Genomic DNA, 22,704 nt, shown 5'->3' on the forward strand with positions numbered 1-22,704 from the left:
AAGCCACACTATCCACTGGATCCGTGATCTCATCGGTGCGCTAGCGCACAGATCTGTAGGGTGGCCTTGCCGGCACCCGGGCAAGTGAAAGAGGCGCCGATTCAGGCAGGATGGATCCGGGCGTGTTTTGCCTGGCGGGGCCAAGTTCGGGATGCGCCGGGCACATGACTCATAGCTGCCGTGTTGCAATACCGGTTGTCTCAGGAAAGCGTCGTACCTAATGCCGGGCGTCGGATCTGCCGGCGCCTTCCTGACCGCCCTCGCCCGCGGATGGAGAGGAAAACGACGGTTTGGCGCGGAGATTGCCCTCCCAGCCGCACACCAGCGAATGGCAACGATAGCGATGCACCGCGACAAAATTACTGAGTAGCCGGTCAACAAAACGACGGCGGATGCGATCCACGACGCCGTGACAACGTGGACAGCAGTACCGTGCAGCGGCATATCTGCCTGAAATGGATGGATTCATGCGACGGATCACTGTTGTTCTGGTTTTGTTTGTCAGAGTGTGGGCACGCTAAGTGCTGATAAGCAAGTGTTAGCGCGCCAGGCCGTAAATTACCAGGAACGGTGCCTAACGGCGGCAATCAGGATCGGTCTGTCAGGATATGAGCGTTTTGTAATGCCTGTTTACACGGGCATCATGCGCATCCTGGCCGCCACCAAGGCCCGGTATAAACAGAAAACGGCAATGCCGGAAGCAATCAGGAGGTAGCGGGATGTTACGCAGAGGTATCGCACTATTCGCAATACTGCTCACGCTCTTGGGTATGAGCGGAACTGCGCTGGCAGACAATAACGAGCCACACTCGGCTGCCCAGCTACGCGCCCGCTACGCTGCGTTGCGCACTCAACTGGTCGACAATGTCTTTCATAGACCGGTCTATATGGAGTCCCACGAGGCTGATCGCCAGGTGGATGGCGAAGTCTATGCGCTGGTACGCCACCCCTTTGGCACACTGCAAGGCGCGCTGACCAAGCCGGCGTACTGGTGTGAGGTACTCCTGCTGCACCTCAACACCAAATACTGCCGCGCCTCGACCGAACAGCAGCCCAATCGATTGCAACTAGGTGTTGGCAAGAAGTATGACCAGCCGCTGGAAGACGCCTACCGGCTGGATTTCGCCTGGCATGTCGAGAGCAGCACGCCTGAATACCTGCAGTTGCACCTCAATGCGGACAGTGGGCCATTCAGTACCCGCGATTATCAGATTCTGTTCGAGGCCATTCCGCTCGATGACTATCAGAGCTTCATCCACCTCTCGTATTCCTACGGTTATGGCTTGGTCGGCAAGTTCGCCATGACGACCTATCTCAATACCATCGGGCGCGGCAAGGTGGGCTTCAGCACCACGGGCAAGCAGGAAGATGGCCAGCCGGTACTGGTCAACGGTGCACGGGGTCTGGTGGAGCGCAACACCATGCGCTACTTCCTGGCGATTGAGACCTCACTGGCCGCGCTGGCGGCGCCACCAGCGCAGAGGATGGAGCAGAACCTGCGGGCCTGGTTCAAAGCGGTCGAGCAGTTCCCGCGCCAGTTACACGAGATGGAGCAGGAGGAATACCTGGCCATGAAGCGCAAGGAATATGCACGGGCCAAGTCCGAAGCAACACCGCCCTAGTGTTGCACCATGCCCGGCCGTATTGTAAACACCGCCTCGTCGCGCGTATCAACCTTCACCTTGACCCAATGAATCAGCGGGCTGCCAAACGTCTCGACGCGGGTGAAATTCGGCAAGGTCTTTTGCGGTGAGTACAGCGGTTTGTCGACCTTGAAATAGTGGGTATCGCCGTGGACCAGCAGCACCTGCCCGGCATACTGCTCGGTCTGCGCCACCAACTGGCTGATGAAAGCCTTGTAGCCCTGGTATTGGGGCAGCTGGCTTTCGTCCACGTCCTCGGTCTCCGGCAGGTCAAAACCCGGATCTGCCTGCATCACGACAACCAGGCCCTTGAGCTTGCGGTCCCGGGCGAGCTGGAAAGCCGATTGCAGCCAGCTGGCATTGGCCGCATCGCGCTCGCGGTATTCGGCGTTGTCCGCCTCGCACTGGTTGGGCGTGCGGGCGCTCTTGTGGCTGCATTCCTTGCTGTCCGGGACCAGGTTGTTGTTACTGCCAGGGATATTGAGCCCGACGAACAGCACGCCCTTGTGGATGAAGCGGACATTCTCCACATAGGGTTCACCCAACTTGCCCTGGTGCTCCAATGCGAGCGTGGTCCTGCCCAGGCTGGTGAGCGTCGGGTACATCAGTTTGCGCAGGCGGGCGAGTCGCTCCAGGTTGTCGTAACCACCGTTGTTGCTGCGGTGACAATCGGTCCACTCATTGTCACCCGGTACATAGATGACCGGCTTCCTGAACTGGTTGAACAGGTTCAACGCCTTGTCGAACATCTCGTCGGTGCAGAGCGAACTGCCATCCTTAATATCGCCGTCGTAGATCGAGAAGGCAATATCGCTGCGGTTCATGCTATCGACCAGGGCTTGCATCCTGGGCTCGTCACCCGACTTGGCGTAGGGCATGTCGCCCCACAGGCCAAAGCTGAACGTTTCTGCCTGAGCAGCTGCGGCAAGCAGCAGGGTGGCAATGAAGGGGCGCAATGGCATGGCGAACGTCCAGGCAAGAAGCGGGTATTCATTCTGCAGCATGCGCGTTGCAGTGACGTGAACCTTCCTGATCGTAGTTCGTCCAGCGCAAGCCGCAATTCATCCTGGCCCATTTGACAGCCCCCTACCCGCCCCCTAGGCTGCGCCCACCTTGAACACCATCGCGTGAGTCTTCATGTCCCAAGCCGTACTCTCCCTGCAATCGGTCACCAAGACCTACCCCGGTGCGCAACGCCAGCAAGTATTGCGGGGACTGGATCTGCAATTGGCCGAGGGAGAATACGTCGCAGTGATCGGCGAGTCGGGCGTCGGCAAATCCACCCTGCTCAACCTGCTAGCCGGGCTGGATCAGCCGGACAGCGGCGAAGTCCGCATCGGTGGTCAGCGCCTGTCGCAACTCAGTGATGACGAGGCCACATTATTGCGGCGGCGGCATATCGGCTTTGTGTTCCAGGCCTTCCATGTCTTGCCGCAGTTGACGGTCTATCAGAACGTGCGGCTGCCCCTGGCCTTGAACGGCCTGAATGAAGCCGCCGTCATGCCAATGCTGGAAGCGGTAGGTCTGGCCGACAAGGCGCAGCGCAAGCCGCGAGAGCTTTCTGGCGGGGAGATGCAGCGTGTCTCCATCGCCCGTGCCCTGGTCCACCGCCCCGCCCTGCTGCTGGCAGATGAGCCGACCGGCAATCTGGACCCGAACACCGCGACCACCATACTTGACCTGCTGCGCCAGCAACTCCGGGCGACCGGCGCCGCCGGTATCCTGGTCACCCATTCCCTGGTCGCGGCTGCCAGTGCCGACCGTATATTGCGCCTGACCACGGACGGCCTGGTGCCGGTGCAGGCATGAGCCCGCGACGAGCCATGGACTGGCGCTTGATCCCCGGACTGGCCTGGTCAGGCCTGGTCGTCCAGCCCGGTCGCAGCCTGGCTTGCCTGTTGGCCATCCTGGTCGGCGTCGCACTAGGCTACGCCATCCACCTGATCAACGATTCCGCTGTCAACGAATTCATCCGTGCCTCCACCTCATTGAGCGGCGACGCAGACCTTAGCCTCAAGGGCAGTCTCAACGACGCACTCTATGCCGAGCTGGCCCGCGATCCGGATGTCGCAGCCGCCAGCCCGGCGCTCGAAGTCAGGGCGCGACTGCCAGGGCAGTCCGAGGCCTTGTTGCTGCTAGGCCTCGATGCCCTGCGTGTGGGTGCCGTGGTGCCACGCCTGCTCGGCCAGCCCGATGCAGCCTATCTGGCTGCGGGGCCTGTCGGCCTGGCCTTTCTGCAACCCGATACCGTGTTCCTGTCCCCAGCCGCCATGGCCTGGCTCAAACTCAAGGCGGGCGACGCATTGACCGTGCAGGTTGGCATGCAGGACATCCGCTTTACCGTGGCGGGCAGTGTGCCTGCCGCCGGGGCCGGGCAACGGCTGGGCGTGGTCGACATCGCTGCCGCGCAATGGCGCCTGGGACGACTGGGTGAATTGAACCGGGTGGATCTCAAGCTGCGCGCAGGTAGCGACATGGCAGCATTCCAGCAGCGCTGGCTAGCGCAGATACCGGCGGGGGCCCGCTTCGATACGCCGGCCACCACGGGCCAACGCAGTACCACGATCTCCCGTGCCTACCGCGTCAACCTGGCGGTACTGGGTCTGGTGGCCTTGTTCACCGGCAGCTTCCTGGTGTTCTCCACGCAGGTACTGTCCCTGCTGCGGCGCCGCAGCCAACTGGCGCTGCTGCGGGTGCTGGGTCTCCGGCGGCGGGAACTGGTGGCGGTGATCCTGCTGGAAGCCTCCGTGCTCGGTGTGCTGGGTGCCGCACTGGGCATACTTGCCGGCCTGGGCGTCGCAGCGGCAGCACTCAAGCTCATGGGGGCGGACCTGGGCAGCGGGGTATTCGATGGCGTCACCCCCAGCCTGCATGTATCGGGCTGGGCCATGGCAGGTTTCTTTGTGCTTGGCGTGGCCGCCACCTGGGCAGGCAGCCTGTTGCCGGCGATCGAAGCTGCCAGAGCGGCACCAGCGAGGGCACTCAAGGCCGGCGATGAAGAAACCGCCCTGGCTCGTGGCCGCTCACCCTGGCCCGGGCTCAGCCTTTGCCTGGCTGCCGGCTTGCTGCTCCTGGCAGGACCCATCGGCGAGCTACCCATCCCCGGCTACCTGGCCATCGCCTGCCTGCTGATCGGCGCCATCTGGCTAATGCCCTGGTTTACCGGCGCCGTGCTCAGCGCCCTGCCCGACCGCTGGCGGCAGAGCCCCGTCGCGGGGCTGGCGCTGACCCAGCTCAAGGAAGCACCGGGCTACGCCGGTATCGGCCTCGCCGGCATCCTGGCGAGCTTCAGCCTCATGGTCGCCATGGCCATCATGGTGGCGAGCTTTCGGGATTCGGTGACCGACTGGCTGGGTCAGGTACTGCCGGCGGACCTGTACCTGCGCCCCGCCGCCAGTGGCGATACCGTCTTTCTCTCCCCGGCAGAGCAATCGCTGATTCGCAACACGCCCGGCATAAGCCGCAGTGCCTTCCAGCGCCTGCAGGTCATCAGCCTCAATCCGGCACGGCCCGGCGTGCTACTGCAGGCACGCGAGATGACCCGTAGCGAAGCGGCCGGCAAGCTGCCCTTGCTGGGGCTATCGCTGACACCACCGCCAGGGGCGATACCTGTCTGGATCAGCGAAGCGGTCGTCGATATTTATGGCGTGAAGCCCGGCAATACCTTGATGTTGCCAATACGGGGCAAACAAGTATCCACCTGGGTGGCAGGCATCTGGCGCGATTACGCGACCCAGCATGGTTCGGTGGTCATGACACTGGCGGACTACCAGCAAGTCACCGGCGACCCGCAAGTCAACAACGCGGCCCTATGGCTGGATGGCAATATGGACACGGTGCAGGCCGCCTTGCGCCAGCGGCTGCCCCATGGCGAGCGGCTGGAGTTTGCCGCACCCGGCGATATCCGCAAGATGAGCCTGCAGATATTCGATCGCAGCTTTGCCATTACCTACCTGCTCGAAGCGGTCGCCATCCTGGTGGGCCTCATGGGTATTGGCGTCAGTTTTGGCGGCCAGGCGCTGGCCCGTTTGCGGGAGTTCGGCATGCTGCGGCATATCGGCTACCGGCAACGGGACATAGACCGTTTGCTGGCCGTGGAAGGCGCCCTGCTCGCGAGCCTGGGTGTGCTGGCCGGATTGGGCGTGGGCTGGTTGATCAGCCGCATCCTGATCGATGTCGTGAACCCGCAATCATTTCACTGGACCATGCAGACCAGCCTGCCTGCAGGCATGCTGCTGGCCGTCTCCACCGCCCTGATTGCGCTCTCGGCCCTGACGGCCGTCCTGGCCGGCAGGCGTGCGCTGAAGGTCGGCGCGGTACGCGCAGTCAAGGAGGATTGGTGATGAAGCTCACCCGTAGCCTGGCTACCCTTTTGCTGCTATTCGGCAGTCTCTTCGCCTGGCCGGCCGATCGCGCTGAGGTAAGACCAGGCGTGACATTGCGCTTCCCCCAGGATTACGGCGCGCATCCCGCTTTCCGTACCGAATGGTGGTATGTGACCGGCTGGTTGCGGCTGCCGGATGGCAAGCAGGCCGGCTTCCAGTTGACCTTCTTCCGTAGCGCGACCGGTCTCGCCGCCGACAACCCCAGCCGCTTTGCGCCGACGCAACTGCTGTTCGCCCACGCCGCGCTGAGCACACCCGCCCAGGGCCGCCTGCTGCATGACCAGAAGATCGCCCGCGCGGGCCTAGGCCTCGCGGAAGCGAAGATCGGCGATACCGCCGTCCAGATCGACGGCTGGTCGCTCAAACGGCTGGCCGATGGCCGCTACGAGGCGCTCATACCAGCCAGGGAATTCCAGTACCGTCTGACGCTGACACCCAAGCAGTCCCTGATCTTACAGGGAGAGGCGGGTTACAGCCGTAAAGGTCCCGATGCCGCCCAGGCCAGCTACTATTACAGCGAGCCCCAGCTGCAAGTCAGCGGCGGCCTGCTACGGGAAGGTAAATCCCAAGCGGTGACAGGCGTGGCCTGGCTGGATCACGAATGGTCGAATCAGGTGCTCGACGCCAACTCGGTCGGCTGGGATTGGGCCGGGGTCAATCTCGATGACGGCGGCGCCTTGATGGCGTTCCGGCTGCGGGATGCCGCCGGCAATACGTACTGGACCGGCGGTAGCCGACGCGACGCCAAGGGCGGCCTGATCACGCTGGGCCATCAGGACGTGACGTTCAAGGCCGAGCAGTACTGGACCTCACCGCGAACCCATATCCGCTATCCGGTCGGCATGACCTTGACCTTGCAAGGCCCGGTGAAGGAACACTGGCAACTCCAGCCCTTGTTGCCGGATCAGGAACTGGACAGCCGGCAGAGCACGGGTACGATCTACTGGGAAGGAGCTGTCCGCGCCTTGCGTGACGGCAAGCCGGCGGGTTTGGGTTATCTGGAGCTGACGGGCTACGGGCAGAAGCTCAAGCTGTAGCGCGGTCTCAGCTATTGGACTGGGCGCCCAGCCAGCCTTCCATTTCATCGGCAGTGCGTAGCAACAGGGCCACGGCACGCTCGAACATCGGCTCGCTCTCCATGAAGCGGATATGCCCGCTCGCCAGCAGGCGGCGGAACAGGCCGACGCTGATGGCGGCGGGAGCCGGCATTTCCTCGACCGTCAGCAGAATGCTCGATACCTTGGGGCTGACCCAGTTCAAGCGCGCCCGGCGCGGCAAGTCCGCCAGGGAGAATTCGATCATGATGCCGGTGCGCAAACGCGTGAGAACACTGGCCCGATACTGATCATCCAGGCGTTCCGGCAAGATGGTCTGATCCAGATCGTCGACGCTGCGATCCAACTGCTGGTCAAGCAGTTCAAGTACGGTATCGAGTTCATGCGCGACTTCGGAGACAAACTGGCTATCGAAGCCCTGCCGCACCGGCAGGGCCGCCCCTTCGGCATGCGTACCGGCGATGAATTCGGCAAAGCGGTTTTCAAGCTCCAGCAGGCTGGGAACGTTGACGCCGGGCGTATCGCGTATGGCCAGCACATGGGCATTGACGAGCCAGTCAAGAAAGTCCTGCCGCTGCGGCTCCGTCCAGCGCGTAATGGCCAGACCGCCATGCAGTATGCTGACCAGATCAGGCAGCAGCTTGAGCATCTGCACGCGATCCTCATTGCTGCTCTTGGCCTGCGCACTCCAGATCAGCCTGGGCACGGCGCGGCGGTATTCGGTCGCCCTGGCTGGGTCCTCCCGATCCACGCGTTCGACAACTAGCGCCCAGGCATCAACCAGGAAACTCACCAGATAGGCATCGACCTGATAGGGAGCGATCAGCTCGGCAATTTCGACGCTGGCCAGGGCGTAATCGTGCGCACGTCGCTCGGCATGCTCCAGCACGGCCACGGCCTTGCCCACCGTTTCGTCGCCACCTTTCAAGGTGTTGTCGACAAAGCCTTCAAAACGCTCAAGCAGCTCACCAAAAATCGCGGCATTGCCAGCTGGCGCCTGGGTTAGTTGATCAATCGCACTGCCGATCTCGGCACGTATTGCCAGCGTGACCGGATCTGCCGGTGAGAAACCCAGCGAGACGGACCCGATACGGTTCAGCAATTTGCGGGCAGGATGATCCGGCTGGGAAAACAGACCAGGGTCGGACAAACCGTGCTTGAGCAAAAGAAACTGGGTACGGCCTAGGTCGGCCCGCACGCCGGTGGGTATCTGCCCATCACGCAGGATGAACTCATAGAGCATGGCGACAACATCCACCGTCATCTGCTCGGCCGGCGAACTGGTCATGCTGCAAAGACGGGCGCGGTTCTCGTAGACATGGTTACGCAAGGAGCCGTCCCAGCCTTCACGCTCCACACCGTGCGAGGCAGACTCATGCTCCAGTTGGCCAATCGCGTCGGCCAGGATCGTACTGCCACTGTAGGTGGACAGGAACTCATGCGCCCCCCCCTCCTGGCCAGGCCGGGCCTGGCCAAACAGATCACGCAGCAGGACACCCGCATTGGGTACCTCGTTCAGCCAGGTCGCCGCGCCATGGTCCCGATCGATTTCCTGACCACTCGCAGCATCGCTACGGTCCCTGGCATAGGCCTCGGGCCGGGTCTTCATCTTCACCCAGCGCATCAGCAGGTCATTGCGCGGCACTCGCGCCTCGCCCATCGCCAGCCTGGCCCGGGCCTGTTCAGCAATCACCGCAGGTATCGCCGGCGACAGGGCCGGCTCGCCGGCGACCGGCCGGCGCAGCTTGGGCAACTCTGCGGATATCTGCCGATCTGCCAGCAGGCCGTTGAGCCCCTGGTAAATGGCGGGCACGTCCGCGCACAGAGCCTTGACCAGTTCACGCGCCAGGACGACACACAACTCCTGGGTCAGCCCACGGGCAGCTACCGCCGAGATATAGCTGCAGGCCAGCACATAGGGACGGAACGGATTCTCCCGTTCGGTTACCACGGATTGCTGGTACAGGAAGGCAATGCGCAGATTGAAATCGCGCAGGTCTTCCTCGGCAGCGTTACGCAACTGGGTTGTAAGACCTTCAAGCGCAAGCTTGGCTTCGATGACCGATGTATCGAGCAGACTGAGATTCAAGGGTGGCAGGCTAAGCCCACCGGAGGGACGCTCCCGGTTGTAGGCCGTCTGCAGGCTGCGATCCAGCAGGCGGGACAATTGCCGTGCGACTTCCGCCTTCAGCTCCTGGCCCCCCGTCAACAGCGCGGTACGGGCATCAAAAAGTTGCCCCATCTGCACCGTCGAGGATGCCTTGTCGGCCAAGGCGAGCAATTGGGTGCCGGCGCGCTGGAAAAGCGCTTCCTGGCTGCCGTTGAAGGCTTCCTCGAAATGGGCTCTGATCTCGGCAAGCAGCGGTGCGGATTCCATGAGCGTAGCGGCCGATGTGGACACGGCTTCTGTGGGTTCTACGAAATGCATTGTTCCCAGTATAGAAGGGGACTTTCAGAAACTTCGACCTCCATCACTGCATTCACAAGCAGATAGGGGTAGCAATCAAAGCAGAGCAATCTGGCGGGCACGCCAAGGAATGCCAAGGTCATACATTCTAAGCTGATAGTACTTGGAACCGCGACTGACAGAGCTCGATAGCGCACAGACGCGGGCTTCCTGCGCCCGCAGGATGGTCGGCCTCCCACCAGAGATCAGGCCGATAGCGAGTACATACGAACTACCAGGATTCCTTGGCCTCAAGCGCATCCTCCAGCAGATCTTCAACCTTGCGACGTACATCCCGACGACGACGCATTTCATTGAGATACTGCAGATTGGTACTGGCCGGGGCTCGCATCAACTGGCGGGAGGACTCTGCGGCTGATAAGACGTTGATACGCTTGTTTCTGGGCATGGTGACTTACTCCGGGCAGCTCGCTGCCTGTTCGATTCAACGCACCCTTGGTGCTTGCAGCAAGGCCGCGATGGGGTGCAACGATTCGCCGGAAGGCGAACCTGGCGACGGCACGGCCAGCTCCGGATAAAGCAAGCGGTCGAGCCGGGTGAGACATATTCTTCGCCAGTATTGAGCCTGTAACCGCCCTAAGGTGTCACGGGTACTACCTGCCCTGGGCCGGCCGGTCATCAGCCGGCGGTATTTTCCGGCAGGCAACGGGCCTGTCGGCCAGGGCAATACAAAAGGTACCAGCACCAGCCGGGTCACTTTCGCAACCTGCCTGCGTGGATTGAACAGGTTCTGGATCATCGCGGCCGCCTGATCAAGGCGTGCCGACTCCTGACCCTGCAACGAGCGGGCGCCTGCAACGGGCGGCGTCAAGGTCTTGTCATCCGGCAAAAGGGTTTTCATGCCAACCTCCCGTTAGACATCGCACGCTCAATGCGTCACCAGTCGATAACGCGCCTTGTTGTTGTAGAGTTTGTGATCGGCAGCTTCCAGCAATTGGGATGGCGATTGCTGCTCACCGCTATACATGGCATCGCCCATACTGGTACTCACATGCAAGCGCCCACTTGGTAGATCATAGGGCGCAGAAAGCTGCGCCCGGATACGGCCGATCACCACATCGACCGAAACCGGCCCCACCACTTCCGGCAAGAGCACCACGAACTCATCGCCGCCATAGCGACAAGCAGTGTCGCTATCCCGGATGCATCCCATCAACCGGAACGCAACCTGCTGTAGAAGCTGATCTCCTGCGGAATGGCCGAGCGTATCGTTGACCATCTTGAAATTATCGATATCGAGTACCAGCACGGCCAACTGCCGGTGCTGGCGAGAGCTGATGGACATGGCCTGCTGCATGCGGTCAAACAAGAGACGCCGATTGGGAAGGTCAGTAAGCACATCGTGGCCAGCCTCGTAGCGAGCATTCCTGACCATGAAGGCCAGGCGGACAAGCCGCCTGCGCAAACGTAGCAGGACTTCTTCGCAGGACTCCATCAATCGCCCCCCCCCCCCTGATTGCCCATGGGATCAATATTGCAATACATGACATACCGCCATTGCTTGCTTAAGCTGGGCGTATGCGCTATCTGCGTCTGTTAACCTACTGCTGCAATATCATTTCGTCTGTGTGTTGACGCACATTGCAAGACTGGCTGTGACTTCCGCAACAGTTTGCCGGCGCCCCTGGCAAGGCTTCCTGCTATAACCATGCCGGAGCTATAAAGAACCATCGACCGCCACTCTTGAGGTGGCAAAAGAGAAAGGTCACACCATGCTGGTCAAGGTATACCAGGGCAGTAGTCACAAAATATTCCTGCCCAAGGACGTGGAGTTTTCGTCCCTGCCCGAAAGCGTACGAGCGCTGGCAGGGGATAGACCGGAGGTGCGTAATACCGTCCTGGAAGAAGACACCGGGGTGATGGGCGTGGATGTCAGCCAGGCGATCGCGGATATTGGCGATCAGGGTTATCACATCGCGATCGTCAAGGTGATCAGTTGAGCAATCGGCGTGGTGGGGCATGCCATCGGGACGAGCGGACAAGAGAGATGGTCCAGCGGTTAAGGCTGATATGGGTCAAATGCACAAGCGCCGCTCTAGGAAAATATACAATCTATAAAGCAACCGGCGTATCCCCTAAACTGAGTGCATGCTAATCAACCGAGTAGTCCAAACCCTGCTGCTCTGCTGCTGCGCCACCTGGGTTCTGGGTGCGGAGACACTACGTGTGCTGGCCTGGCCGGGTTACGCCGACAGTGACATCGTTGCCTCCTTCGAGCAGAAGACCGGTGCCAAGGTCACGGTGACCATCGTCGACACGGACGACGCAATGTGGGAGATGCTCAGTGCCAACGAAGGACGGGACTTCGACGTACTTGCGATCAATACGGCGGAACTGCAGCGACTGATCGACAACAAGTTGGTGCAGGCGATCTCCTCGGCCGACATTCCCAATCTGAAGCTACAGCACGCGCGCTTTCAGAATGCGGCCGGCATCATGCGGAACGGCAAGCGCTACGCCGTGCCCTACACCTATTCGGCCATGGGACTGATCTACAACAAGCGGCTGATCCCGACCCCACCGACCTCCATCACCGCCCTTTGGGAACGCAAGCAACGCGGCAAGATCGCACTGTATGAGGGCAGCAGCCATAACTTCAGCATCACCGCCCTGGCAATGGGTGCAACGGACCCGTTCAATCTCGACAACGAACAGTTCAAGGAAGCCGTGGGCCGGCTGGTGGCCCTGCGTAGCAACCGCCCCTACTTCTACGGTACGCCGGAGCAAGCAGTCGCCCTCTTCCAGGAACACGAAATCGCGCTGATGTTTGGCAATTACGGCAGCCAGCAGGTCAGCCTGTTGCAGAAAGCCGGCTTCGACGTCGGCTATGTGATTCCCAAGGAAGGCGCCCTGGCCTGGCTCGATTGCTGGGTGGTGATGAAGCACGCCGGCAGCGCCGCCCTTGCCCGCTCCTGGATCAACTACATGCTGACACCAGAAGTTGGCCAGGTTCTGGCACGTCGCCAGAACCTGCCCAATACGCTGGAAGCGCCGGCCAACCTGCGCAAACAGGACAAGCTCTACTGGTTGCAACCTGTCGAGAACACCCAGCTGCGCAACCAATACTGGGCGCGCATCCTGTCCGGCGCCCGGCGCGGCATGTACTGAGTCCGCGCTAAGGCTCAATCACCAGTTGAACCGCAGTGCTGCTGAAACGCGAGATGCCGTACTCGATAGGCTGGTCATCGCCATCGACGTAGACGGTCTCGACATACAGGATGGGCATGGCAGCAGGCTGGCCGAGCTGCAGGGCAACTTCCTTGCTCGGCAGCCGGGCCGTGATACGGCTCAGGCGGCGCGAGAACTCATGTACCTGGTAATGTGCCAGCGCCGCATGAGTCTTTCCCGTCTCGGCGTAAATGGCATCGAACCCCTGAAAGCGCGGCAAGGGGAAATACTGGGTACAGACGCCGATGATCTTGCCATCGAGCACATCGTGCGAATCGACCTGCAGGACCGTGCTCCCGGATGCCAGATCAAGCAGCTTGGCGACTTCGGCCTTGGGGGCGACCTCAGCCGCGCGTAGCACCAGGCTCTTGCCCACACGTCGAGCCTTGGCCACGCTGTGGGCAAAGCGGCTGCGACGACCCAGGTCGTAGTCGATCACCTCTTCCCGCACAAACGTACCCCGGCCGTGCACCACCTCCACCAGGCCCCGTTCGGCCAAGGCCTTTGCGGCCTGCCGTACCGTATGCCGGTTGACCCCAAAGCCCTCCGCCAGCTCGGTCTCGTTGGGCAGGCGGCCCTTGAGCCTGCCGGCCAGGATATCGGCCGCAAGGGCTTCTTCGATCTGGCGCCAGACGGTGGTGCCAGCGCGGCGTACGATGGGTTGGGTGGTCATGGTCGGCATCATCTTAATGGCCCATCACCCGCTCGGCGAGGCCCAGCGCAATACTCATCCCCACGCCGGCGGTGATCGTCACCGCCTGCACGCCTTCGGCGGCCTGCTGGACTTCGTACGCACGGGGACCGCTGGCATAGACGCCCTGCCAGCGCTCCAGCACCTGCAAGGGACGATTGAGCAGACCTTCCGCCAACCCCAGTAGCAGATCTTCGATCTCGGCCGGCTTGAAGGGAGAAACCGTCTCGCCATAGTGGTGCGAATCCCCGATGATCAGTTCGCCACTCTCCCCCACTTGCTGGACGATCAGGTGCACACCGTGTTCCAGCACCGCAGGACGGTTGCGCAGTACCTGCTCGCGCAGTGCCGTCAGCGGCGCCGTCAGCGCCGGGCTTTGGGTAAAAGAGGCATAGTGCAAGGTGGAGAGCCCGGTCATCAGGGCCGGCCCAAGGTGAATGCCGGGATTGGCGACCCGCAGCATCTGCAAGGCACAACGCCGCAGCCCGAGCGGAGCGTAGGCCTCGGGATAAAGCGTCTGGAAATCATGCCCGGAGCAGACAATGGCCCGCTCCGCCGGATAGACCCCTCGGCTGGTATGGATCTGCGGCAGCTCGATCGCATTGACCTGCGTGCCATAGTGAAAAACCACGTCGTAGGCCTTGGCCAGCCACTTGGCCAGGGCTGGAATCACCCGTCGAGCCTCAAGCGCGATTTCGCTGGGACTATAAAGCCCGCCGAGGCCGATAGCATGGTGTTCCGCCACCCGGGCTGCGCTTAGCAAGCGGGTAGCGTAAGCCGCACCGTGCTCGGACTGGAATGCTTCCAGCACCGCCATTTCCGCCGCATTACGGGCAACGGTGAGGCTGCCTTGCGCCTTGTACCAACTGTCGGTGGCCGGTAGCAGATCCAGCCATAGTTCGCGGGTACGCTGTGCCAGTGTCAGCATTTCTCCCTCAGGCTGGCCCAGCGACAGGCCCAGCCCGAAATTGCGTACCGACGCGCCGATGGCCTCGGCATCCCGCTCGAACACCGTTACGGCGTAGCCGCGCTTTGCGGCAGCAAGTGCATGGGCGAGACCGACAATCCCCGCGCCGACGATGGCCAGCCGGGGCTTGTTCATGGGCGCTCGCCTCGCAAGAGGCGGGCTTCAACCGCCGCCACAACCGCTGGCAGATCCGCCACGCTGTCGATGACGTAGTGGGCACCGGCCTGGGCCAGCTTGTTACCCGCCTTCTGGCGACGTTGTTGCAAGGCAGCCGGGCTCAAGGCGGCCAACTCGCTCTGGCTCAGGCCTACTTCGTTACCAGACAAGGAGAGACCCACCGTCCACATGCCGGCGGCCAAGCCTTCCTCGATGCCCGGCACGGTATCGTCCACCTTGATGCAGGCGGCGAGTTCCCCCACCCCCAATTCGATCACATTGGCCAGCGCCATCCAGGGGCCGGGACGGCCACCCGGCTTGAGATCATCGGTCGCAACCGCATGGTCGAGATGCAAGCCCTGGCTCGCGGCATGGGGCAGCAGCCTGTCCATGACCACGCGCGGATAACCCGAGCAGGAACCCAGCTTGATCTTGCGCTCACGCAACGCAGTGAGCACCGCCACCGCACCGGGGATCGCGTCCGAATAGTGGGCGACACGCTCGATCTGCAAGGGCATGAAAGCGGCGTACAGTGCGTCGACATCGTCGGTACTCATGCTGCGGCCAAACTTCGCCTGCCAGCGGGCATCCACCCCCGGCTGCTGGCCGAGGGCATGGATATGGTCCCACTTGGCCAGGCCCATGGGCAGCCGCGCTTCAGCCAGCGAAATCTCGATGCCGAAACCGGCAAAGGCATCAATCAGGACCTGAGTCGGCGCAAAGGAGCCGAAGTCGACCAGGGTGCCGGCCCAATCGAAGATGATGGCCTGCACGGGACCCTGATAGTGGCGGGTGTGACGGTACAACGTTTGCGACATGATGGGGTTCCTGAGAGTCTGGCGAATTAGCGAATACGCATTTCGGTGAGGGCGCGAGCGATGGCATCGATGGCCATCTGCATCTCGGCCTTGCCAATGGCCCCGATGCAGCCGACGCGGAAAGTCTCGACCTCGGTCAGCTTGCCGGGGTACAGGACAATGCCGCGAGCCTTCACGCGCTGGTAGAACTCGCCGAACTGCCAGTTGGCGTGCTTGGGCGCATGGACGGTTATGATGATGGGCGCCTGGATGCTGGCAGGCAGGAAAGGCTCCAGGCCCAGGCTGCGCAGGCCGTCGATCAAGGCGGTACAGTTGCCGCTATAGCGGGCGTAACGGGCCGGGCGACCACCTTCGGCATCGAACTGTTCCAGCGCGGCGGCGAAGGCGGCCACCACATGGGTCGGTGGGGTGTAGCGCCATTGGCCTGTCTGTTGCAGGTAGCGCCACTGGTCATGCAGGTCCAGCGACAGCGAGTGGGCATTGCCCTGGGACTGCGCCAGGCTGCTCTGGCGCGCCAGCACGAAGCCCATGCCGGGTACGCCCTCGAGGCATTTGTTGCTGCTGGCGATAACGGCGTCGAAGCGGATATCGGCGGCCGACAGGGGCAACGCACCCAGGGCGCTCATCGCGTCGATGATCAGCCGCTTGCCGGCGCGCACGACGACATCGGCGATCTCGGCCAGCGGGTTGAGGATGCCGGTACTGGTCTCGCAGTAGATGACACCCACATGACTGATGGCGGGATCTGCCGCCAGGCGGGCCGCCACCTGGGCGGGATCGACCGGTGCGGTCTCGCCAAAGTCCAGCACCGATACCGCACGACCCATGACCTCGGTCAGTTTGGCCATGCGCTTGCCGTAGGCGCCATTGACCAGCACCAGCAATTTGCCATCACGCGGCAGCAAGGTACCGATGGCGGCTTCCACGGCAAAGGTGCCGGAACCTTGCAAGGGCACACAGACAAAGTCTTCGCCACCATCGACCAGTGCGACCAGCCGCTTGCAGATGTCGGCAGTCAGCGCGTTGAAGCTGCTGTCCCAGGAACCCCAGTCATTCAGCATGGCGGTCTTGGTCGCGAGGGTGGTGGTCAGGGGGCCGGGGGTGAGCAGAATGGGATCACGCATGGGAAGTCCAGTTTGTTCGAATTGATCGGTTGTCGGCCGCTCAGGCAGCACGCCAGGCCTGGGCCCGGCGGTTCAGCCACCAGCCCAGCGCATTCATCAGCAAGGTGGCCAGGAAGGAGCTGGCAACGATAAGGGTGGCCATGGCGGCCGCGGCAGCGGTGTCGCCCGCGTCGTCCATGTTCAGTACGGCGACGGAGGCCAGTACCGTGTCCGGGGTGTAGAGAAAGATCACGCAGCTCACCGTGGTCATGCTGGAGACGAACAGGTAGCGGCCGACATCCAGCAGCGCAGGCAGGCTGATGGGCAGCGTGACCCGCAGGCAACTGGTCCACCATGGCCGCTTGAGGCTGCGAGCCACGGCTTCGATCTCCGGGTCGATCTGTCGTAGTGAGGTCGCCAACGTCAGATGTGCGGTGGTGTAGAAGTGGGTGATGGTGGCCGCCACCAGGATCGCCATGCCACCGTAGAGGCCATGCAAAGGATTGGCGGGATTATTGAAGCAAAAGATATAGCCCAGCCCCAGCACCAGCCCCGGTACTGCCATGGGCAACAGCACCAGGCTGCGGATCAGGGCCGAAGGCAGCCGCGGCGCAGGCGTCTTGTCGATCAGGTAGGCAGTGCCGAATACGACCACGACACCAAAGCCCGCTGTCAGCGCTGCGAGCTTGAGGCTGTTGTAGAAGGCCAGCCAACCACCGCCATCGACCTGGTCGAAGTCGAAATGGGCCAGCGTAAAGTTGAGGTTGTAAGGCCAGAGCTTCATCAGCGCCGCAGCGACCGCGACACCCAGCAAGGCCAGCAGAAAGCCCGATACCCCCGTGCAGAGCAGCCACAGGGCACCGTCACGCAGCCGATTGCGGCGCGGCCGGTAGGCGACCGAGCGGCCACTCATGGCGGCACCATGACCGCGCGCGAGCCAGCGCTCCACTACAAAGCTGAGCACCGCAGGCAGCAGCAGGAGCAAGCCCACCACCGCCCCCTTGCCAAAATTCTGCTGCCCGATGACCTGCTTGTAGGCCTCCAGCGCCAGCACATTGGTCTGGCCGCCGATGACCTTGGGCACGCCGAAATCCGTCACCACCAGGGTGAATACCACCATGGCCGCGGAGATGAGCCCATAGCGCGCATTGGGCAGGGTCACGGTCAGGAAGCGTCGCAACTTGCTGGCGCCCAGTGTCTCGGCGGCTTCATAGAGACGCGCATCAGCCACCGACAAGGCCGTCGCCAGGATCAGCAATGCATGCGGGAAGGTATAGAAGGCCTCCCCCAGCACAATGCCCAGCGGGCCGTAGATGGAGGCGTCCCCCAGCCAGCTCTTGAGCAGGCCCTGGTTGCCGAACAGATAGACCAGCGAGATGGCCGGCATCAGCGACGGCGCCAGCAAGGGCACCAGCGCGATCAGGCGGAACACCGGCCGGCCCCACATCCGGCTACGCGTCAGCGCAAAGGCAAAGGCCAGCGCGAGCGGCAACACAAGTGTCAGGGTCAGGACAGCGAGATAGACACTGTTCCAGACTGCCGTACGCAAACGGGGCTCGGCCGCCAGTTCCCACAGATTGGCGAGGCCGACAAAGCTGCCGTCGCGCGCCTGCAAGGCCTTGAACAGGATGCTAAGCAGCGGCCAGCCCAAAAACAGTAGCAGCACCGCAGCCATGAGCCAGACGAGCGCACCGGCCCATCGTTCATCCCCGCTGCGTAGCGAGGCGGATCGACTCTGGCCAAACAGGCGCAGTGCCAGGGCGCTCACGCGGATACTCCGGCAAAGAGCCGCAGACGATCCGCAGGCAGCGTGACCGGCACGCGCTGGCCTGGCACCAGGGTATGGTAGCCGGCGTCATTGGGGCTGACGTCAGCCAACAGCGTGACATCGTGCGCAGCACAGAGCGACAGCGCCGCGCGGCGTAGCCCACCGTGAAAATCCACCCGTTCCACCAGCGCCATCAGCGTATTGCCACCGGGCTGCCAGTGCGGTTCGACGCGTACGTCTTCCGGCCGGCAGAACAGGGTGGCGCCCGCAGAAAGATCGGCTTCGCTCTCCTTGCCACAGGCCAGCGCGACACCCGCCAGCCTGAACGCGCCCTGCCCGTCCACGCTGACAGGCAGCCAGTTGGCACGCCCCACGAACTCCGCGACAAAGCGGCTCTCGGGCGCACGGTAGACCCGTTCCGGCGTTCCAACCTGCTCGATGCGGCCATGCCGCATCACCGCGATCGTATCGGCCAACGCCAGGGCTTCCTCCTGGTCGTGGGTCACCATGATGGTGGTCACGCCCAGTTTCTGCTGCAAGGTACGCAGCTCACGCCGCAGATGTTCCCTTACCTGCGCATCCAGCGCGGACAGGGGTTCATCCAGCAGCAACAGGCTGGGCGAGGTGGCCAGCGCACGTGCCAGGGCAACGCGCTGTTGCTGGCCACCCGAGAGCTGGGCCGGGTACTTGTGGCCGGAGCCCGGCAGGCCGACCAGATCGAGCAGTTCCTCGACCCGGCGGGCCTTCTCCGCCCTGCCGGTACGCAGGCCATAGCCGATATTGGCGCTGACCGTCAGGTTGGGGAACAGGGCGTAGGACTGGAACACGATGCCGTAGTCGCGCTGCGCGGGTGGCAGACGGCCGATATCGCGCCCGCCCATGTGCAGACTGCCGGCATCCTGCTGCTCCAGGCCGGCGAGTATGCGCAGCAAGGTGGTCTTGCCACAGCCGGATGGCCCAAGCAGGCACAGGAACTCCCCTTTGCGGATGCTGAGGTCAATGCCATCGAGCGCGCTGAAGCTGCCGAACTGCTTACGGATGCCGGCAAAGCGCAGCCAGCCGGCATCCTGGTTACCCGTGCTGGCGATATTAGGCAGGTCCTGGCGTTTCATGGTGGCTCACTTGGCCAGCGCGGTGAGGCGCGGCAGGAAATGATCAAGATCGGGCGTGCGCATGCCCACCACCTTGGCCGCGTCGTCGTAGCGACGGAGCTTGATGGCACGCTGTGCATGCGGCTGATGGGCAAAGGCGATCGCGGTAACGTCATCCATCACGCCGCCTTGCAGTGCAAGACTGGTACGGGAGGCGGAGGACAAGGCAGCGAAGTACCCGGGTTCGGCATGGCAAAGGTAGCGCTTGGCATCCACATGCAGACCGATGGGGGTCACCACCGCGTCCGGCAACAGATGCCGCAGGAAGGGCAGCACCTTGAACTGGTGCAGGTCGTCGATGCCCTTGTCCAGATCATCGTCAGCCTGCTCGAACAGCAGATGACCGAGATCGTGCAGCAGGCAGGCGATCACCAGGGCATCGTCCTCACCGGCCTGTTCCGACAGCCAGGCAGCCTGCAAAGCGTGCTCGCGCTGGCTGATGGCCTCGCCACCGTACAGGCGGCTACCGCCGGCGTTGAACAGATACGGGATATCGGACAGCGTCAGTGACATGAAGTACAGGCCCCGGATGAGCGGAAGAATGGCCCGGCACGCTGGCCGGGCCGTGCACGACTTACTTGCGGGGCTCGGACTTGCCGTCGTAGCGGCGGGTCCACTCAGCCAGGATGCGGTCGCGGTTGGCGGCCGACCACTTCAGGTCCTGCTTGACCAGCAGTTGCTCATAGTTGGCCGGAATGAAGTTGTTCGGCTTGGCGACGCCCGGGTAGGCGACGATGGCGAAGTTCTTCTCGTACAGCTCGTTGGCCGGCTTGGAGGCAGACCAGTCCGCCAGCTTGCGGGCAGCTTCCAGGTTCTTGGTGCCCTTCATGATGGCCGTGGCTTCCACATCCCAACCCAGGCCTTCCTTGGGGAAGATCAGGTCGATCGGAGCGCCGCTTTCCTTGAGCTTGGCGCCACGGTATTCGAAGGCGATGCCGATGGGGAACTCGCCGGCGGCAGCCTGCTTGCAGGGCTTGGAACCCGAGTGGGTGTACTGGGCAATGTTGTCATGGAGCTTGTCCATGTAGGCCCAGCCTTCCTTCTCGCCGAACAGCGTGATCCAGGCGGTCACGTCGAAGTAACCGGTACCGCTGGAGGCCGGATTCGGCATCACGATCTTGCCCTTGTACTCAGGCTTGAGCAGATCACGCCAGCTCTCGGGCTTCTTGATGCCCTGCTTGGCGGCTTCCACGGTGTTGAAGCACAGCGTCGCTCCCCAGACATCCATGCCGACCCAGGCCGGCGGATTGGCAGCATCCACATAGCCCTTGCTGAGCTTTTCCACACCCCTGGGCGCATAGCCCTGCAACATGCCTTCCTTCTCCAGCACCAGTAGCGAGCTCGCGGCCACGCCCATCACGACGTCGGCTTGCGGCGCGGCTTTCTCGGCCAGCAGCTTGGCGGTGATGATGCCGGTGGAGTCACGCACCCACTTCAGCTTCACATCGGGGTATTCGCTCTCGAACTGGGTCTGGTAGGCCTTGAGCTGGTCTGCTTCCAGCGCGGTGTAGACGGTCAGGGTCGTTTCGGCGTGGGCGACACCAGCCAGCAGGGCGACGAGCGCGGCAAGCGGCTTCAGGAAGGTGCGGACTTGCATGAAAACTCCTCGTAGGTGGGATAGGCGGGTCACTGAGCGACCGGCCTGCGCACTCTAGGGCGCTTTCATTACGGCATCGTGACGTCTAGATGACCCATGGAAAATGCCCTGACGTTGATTGGTGACCAGGTGGGAACGCGACCCCACTGTCGCAGGATCACCACGCAAGCGACTTGGCAGACCTAAGTTTTTTACTATGGACAATTGATATTCAATTGAGTATGGCATCCTCCATATGGGCGATGCCGACAGCATAAAGAATGGCTAAGCTGCAATCAGTCTGTAGTGGGCAAGTAACCCGCTACGTAGCAAAGCGTCACCCTGGCAATTCCCGCACCACGGCAAAACAGAAAGGCCGCACCGAGCGGCCACGATCATCCGGCGGTAACTAGCGCTGCCGGTCAGCAAGGTCATCATGGGGTATATGCATGTCAACGCGCAGCCAGCCTGTACGCGCTGAGGAACGCCTGTACACACTGGATGTGATACGGGGCGTCGCTCTGCTGGGCATCTTCATCATGAACATGCCGGATTTCACGCACTCGATGTACGCCCAGGCCAATGGCACGCATATCGCTTATGCCCTGCCCAGCCGGATTGTCGATACGCTGCGGGAGATGCTGTTTGCCGGCAAATTCAACAGCATGTTCAGCATGCTGTTCGGGCTGGGGTTTGCCCTGCAGCTTGGCAGGCTGCAATCGGGCGACCCGGGCCAGGCCAACGGAATCTATCTGCGCCGCTTGATCGTGCTGTTCGTGATCGGCCTCGTGCACGGCGCCCTGCTCTGGAACGGCGACGTACTGCACATCTATGCCTTGCTCGGTCTGTTGCTGCTACTGCTGCAGCGCGCACCGGACAAGGTGCTGATCGGCCTGATCGTCGCCTGCCTGTTGTTCCCCATCGCCTACGGCTTGCTGCGCTTCCGGCTCATTACCCCCGAGGTAGCGAACTTCCTGGAGGGCGAGTCCCGCGCCTGGGTAAACAGCAACAACCAGAATCTGGGCCACGGCGGTTTTGTCGCGGCGACCGAAGAGACACTGCGAATGTTTGCCTATAACCATGGCAACCAGTACAGCCTGCGTGGCCTGTCGAACTACAGCGTGCAGCTGTTCAGCACCATGCTGCTGGGTTATCTGGCCGGCCGGAGAGGCTGGCTGCAACGCATTCCCGAGCTGATGCCCCAGATCAAACGGCTGCAATGGCTGGCTCTGGGCATCGGACTGGCGTGTTCGCTGATCATGGGTGTCAGCATGCAATGGGCCGACGGCGTGTTGTCGTCCATTCCCAAGCTGGCAGCCAGCCTGTTCTATGGCTGGAGTCGCCTGGGCCTGATGCTGTTCTACGTACTGAGCCTGATCAGGTTGCTGCAACTGCCAAGCTGGCAGGCCAGGCTGGCTCCGCTGGCCATCGCCGGCCGCATGCCGCTGAGCAACTACCTGCTGCAGACGCTGATGGGAACCTTCATCTTCTATGGCTGGGGTCTGGGCTACTGGGGGCAGGCTGATCCACTATTGGAAACCCTGCTCGCCATCGCGCTGTTCTTCGGGGTACAGATACCCTTGAGCCTTTGGTGGCTGAAGCGCTATCCCTACGGGCCGCTGGAGTATGTATGGCGGGTACTGACCTATGGCCGACGCCCGACCGAGGCTGCCGTACAGAAACACAAGCAGGCCGGCGCGCATTCGCTGGGTAGCTAGCCTCCAAAGCGTTTGCGCAACAAAGCTATGCAATACGG

General features: G+C 62.4%; 20 protein-coding genes. 7 read left to right on the forward strand and 13 right to left on the reverse strand.

The features are described 5' to 3' along the window. Window positions 1–719 precede the first annotated feature (719 nt). The gene (locus tag ACYVHK_RS09400; RefSeq protein WP_460530377.1) at window positions 720–1,622 is read left to right on the forward strand and encodes a hypothetical protein; all 903 of its coding nucleotides are present in this window, start codon (window positions 720–722) and stop codon (window positions 1,620–1,622) included. Here the strand turns inward: ACYVHK_RS09400 and ACYVHK_RS09405 are convergent. Further along, window positions 1,619–2,605, reverse strand: coding sequence for a hypothetical protein (locus ACYVHK_RS09405; RefSeq protein ID WP_460530380.1), 987 nt, complete (start codon window positions 2,603–2,605; stop codon window positions 1,619–1,621). The two genes, ACYVHK_RS09400 and ACYVHK_RS09405, sit on opposite strands and share 4 nt — an antisense overlap. Window positions 2,606–2,780: 175 nt before the next feature. Between ACYVHK_RS09405 and ACYVHK_RS09410 the strand changes: the two genes are divergently transcribed. Genes ACYVHK_RS09410 through ACYVHK_RS09420 form a run of 3 tightly spaced genes read left to right on the forward strand, consistent with a single transcriptional unit; the run spans window position 2,781 to window position 7,065 of the window. Continuing rightward, on the forward strand, window positions 2,781–3,452 hold the full coding sequence (locus tag ACYVHK_RS09410; RefSeq protein ID WP_460530383.1) for an ABC transporter ATP-binding protein: 672 nt from the start codon (window positions 2,781–2,783) through the stop codon (window positions 3,450–3,452). Continuing rightward, complete coding sequence (locus ACYVHK_RS09415) at window positions 3,449–5,986, forward strand: ABC transporter permease (protein WP_460530386.1); 2,538 nt, start codon at window positions 3,449–3,451, stop codon at window positions 5,984–5,986. Before ACYVHK_RS09410 ends, ACYVHK_RS09415 begins: the two co-directional genes overlap by 4 nt. Further along, window positions 5,986–7,065, forward strand: a complete 1,080-nt coding sequence (locus ACYVHK_RS09420) for a lipocalin-like domain-containing protein (protein ID WP_460530389.1) — start codon at window positions 5,986–5,988, stop codon at window positions 7,063–7,065. The genes ACYVHK_RS09415 and ACYVHK_RS09420 overlap by 1 nt, the downstream gene beginning before the upstream one ends. 7 nt (window positions 7,066–7,072) lie before the next feature. Here the strand turns inward: ACYVHK_RS09420 and ACYVHK_RS09425 are convergent, their stop codons facing one another. From ACYVHK_RS09425 to ACYVHK_RS09440, 4 genes are all read right to left on the reverse strand, one after another. Continuing rightward, window positions 7,073–9,460 (reverse strand): DUF1631 family protein, encoded by a 2,388-nt coding sequence (locus tag ACYVHK_RS09425; protein ID WP_460530392.1) that lies wholly within the window; start codon window positions 9,458–9,460, stop codon window positions 7,073–7,075. A gap of 301 nt (window positions 9,461–9,761) precedes the next feature. Continuing rightward, window positions 9,762–9,938 carry a hypothetical protein gene (locus tag ACYVHK_RS09430; protein WP_460530395.1) on the reverse strand — a complete coding sequence of 59 codons (177 nt, stop codon included), beginning with the start codon at window positions 9,936–9,938 and terminating at the stop codon, window positions 9,762–9,764. Window positions 9,939–9,974: 36 nt separating this feature from the next. After that, complete coding sequence (locus tag ACYVHK_RS09435; RefSeq protein WP_460530398.1) at window positions 9,975–10,391, reverse strand: hypothetical protein; 417 nt, start codon at window positions 10,389–10,391, stop codon at window positions 9,975–9,977. Between the two features lie 27 nt (window positions 10,392–10,418). Continuing rightward, entirely contained in the window at window positions 10,419–10,985 is a 567-nt protein-coding gene (locus ACYVHK_RS09440) for a diguanylate cyclase domain-containing protein (RefSeq protein ID WP_460530401.1), read from the reverse strand. Window positions 10,986–11,262: 277 nt separating this feature from the next. Between ACYVHK_RS09440 and ACYVHK_RS09445 the strand changes: the two genes are divergently transcribed. Further along, a complete protein-coding gene (locus ACYVHK_RS09445) occupies window positions 11,263–11,490 on the forward strand; it encodes a hypothetical protein (protein ID WP_460530404.1) in 228 nt (75 codons plus the stop codon). Window positions 11,491–11,638: 148 nt separating this feature from the next. Continuing rightward, window positions 11,639–12,658: a type 2 periplasmic-binding domain-containing protein gene (locus tag ACYVHK_RS09450; RefSeq protein ID WP_460530406.1), complete on the forward strand. Its 1,020-nt coding sequence runs from the start codon at window positions 11,639–11,641 to the stop codon at window positions 12,656–12,658. Window positions 12,659–12,665: 7 nt separating this feature from the next. Here the strand turns inward: ACYVHK_RS09450 and phnF are convergent, their stop codons facing one another. The 8 genes from phnF to ACYVHK_RS09490 all read right to left on the reverse strand — a co-directional run bounded on the left by phnF (window position 12,666) and on the right by ACYVHK_RS09490 (window position 20,969). After that, entirely contained in the window at window positions 12,666–13,391 is a 726-nt protein-coding gene (gene phnF / locus ACYVHK_RS09455) for a phosphonate metabolism transcriptional regulator PhnF (RefSeq protein WP_460530409.1), read from the reverse strand. Window positions 13,392–13,404: 13 nt separating this feature from the next. Next, on the reverse strand, window positions 13,405–14,511 hold the full coding sequence (locus ACYVHK_RS09460; protein ID WP_460530412.1) for a TIGR03364 family FAD-dependent oxidoreductase: 1,107 nt from the start codon (window positions 14,509–14,511) through the stop codon (window positions 13,405–13,407). Beyond that, window positions 14,508–15,350, reverse strand: coding sequence for a phosphonoacetaldehyde hydrolase (gene phnX, locus ACYVHK_RS09465; RefSeq protein ID WP_460530415.1), 843 nt, complete (start codon window positions 15,348–15,350; stop codon window positions 14,508–14,510). The genes ACYVHK_RS09460 and phnX overlap by 4 nt, the downstream gene beginning before the upstream one ends. 26 nt (window positions 15,351–15,376) lie before the next feature. Then, window positions 15,377–16,474: a 2-aminoethylphosphonate--pyruvate transaminase gene (locus ACYVHK_RS09470; protein WP_460530418.1), complete on the reverse strand. Its 1,098-nt coding sequence runs from the start codon at window positions 16,472–16,474 to the stop codon at window positions 15,377–15,379. A gap of 40 nt (window positions 16,475–16,514) precedes the next feature. Next, window positions 16,515–18,221 (reverse strand): ABC transporter permease family protein, encoded by a 1,707-nt coding sequence (locus ACYVHK_RS09475; RefSeq protein ID WP_460530422.1) that lies wholly within the window; start codon window positions 18,219–18,221, stop codon window positions 16,515–16,517. Next, window positions 18,218–19,333, reverse strand: coding sequence for a P-loop NTPase family protein (locus ACYVHK_RS09480; RefSeq protein ID WP_460530425.1), 1,116 nt, complete (start codon window positions 19,331–19,333; stop codon window positions 18,218–18,220). The genes ACYVHK_RS09475 and ACYVHK_RS09480 overlap by 4 nt, the downstream gene beginning before the upstream one ends. Before the next feature lie 6 nt (window positions 19,334–19,339). Beyond that, window positions 19,340–19,885 carry an HD domain-containing protein gene (locus ACYVHK_RS09485; RefSeq protein ID WP_460530428.1) on the reverse strand — a complete coding sequence of 182 codons (546 nt, stop codon included), beginning with the start codon at window positions 19,883–19,885 and terminating at the stop codon, window positions 19,340–19,342. Window positions 19,886–19,946: 61 nt separating this feature from the next. After that, entirely contained in the window at window positions 19,947–20,969 is a 1,023-nt protein-coding gene (locus ACYVHK_RS09490) for a type 2 periplasmic-binding domain-containing protein (protein ID WP_460530430.1), read from the reverse strand. A gap of 428 nt (window positions 20,970–21,397) precedes the next feature. Between ACYVHK_RS09490 and ACYVHK_RS09495 the strand changes: the two genes are divergently transcribed. Then, a complete protein-coding gene (locus ACYVHK_RS09495) occupies window positions 21,398–22,666 on the forward strand; it encodes a DUF418 domain-containing protein (RefSeq protein ID WP_460530433.1) in 1,269 nt (422 codons plus the stop codon). The last annotated feature ends 38 nt before the right edge of the window (window positions 22,667–22,704 follow it).

This window comes from Chitinimonas naiadis (genome assembly GCF_054780835.1).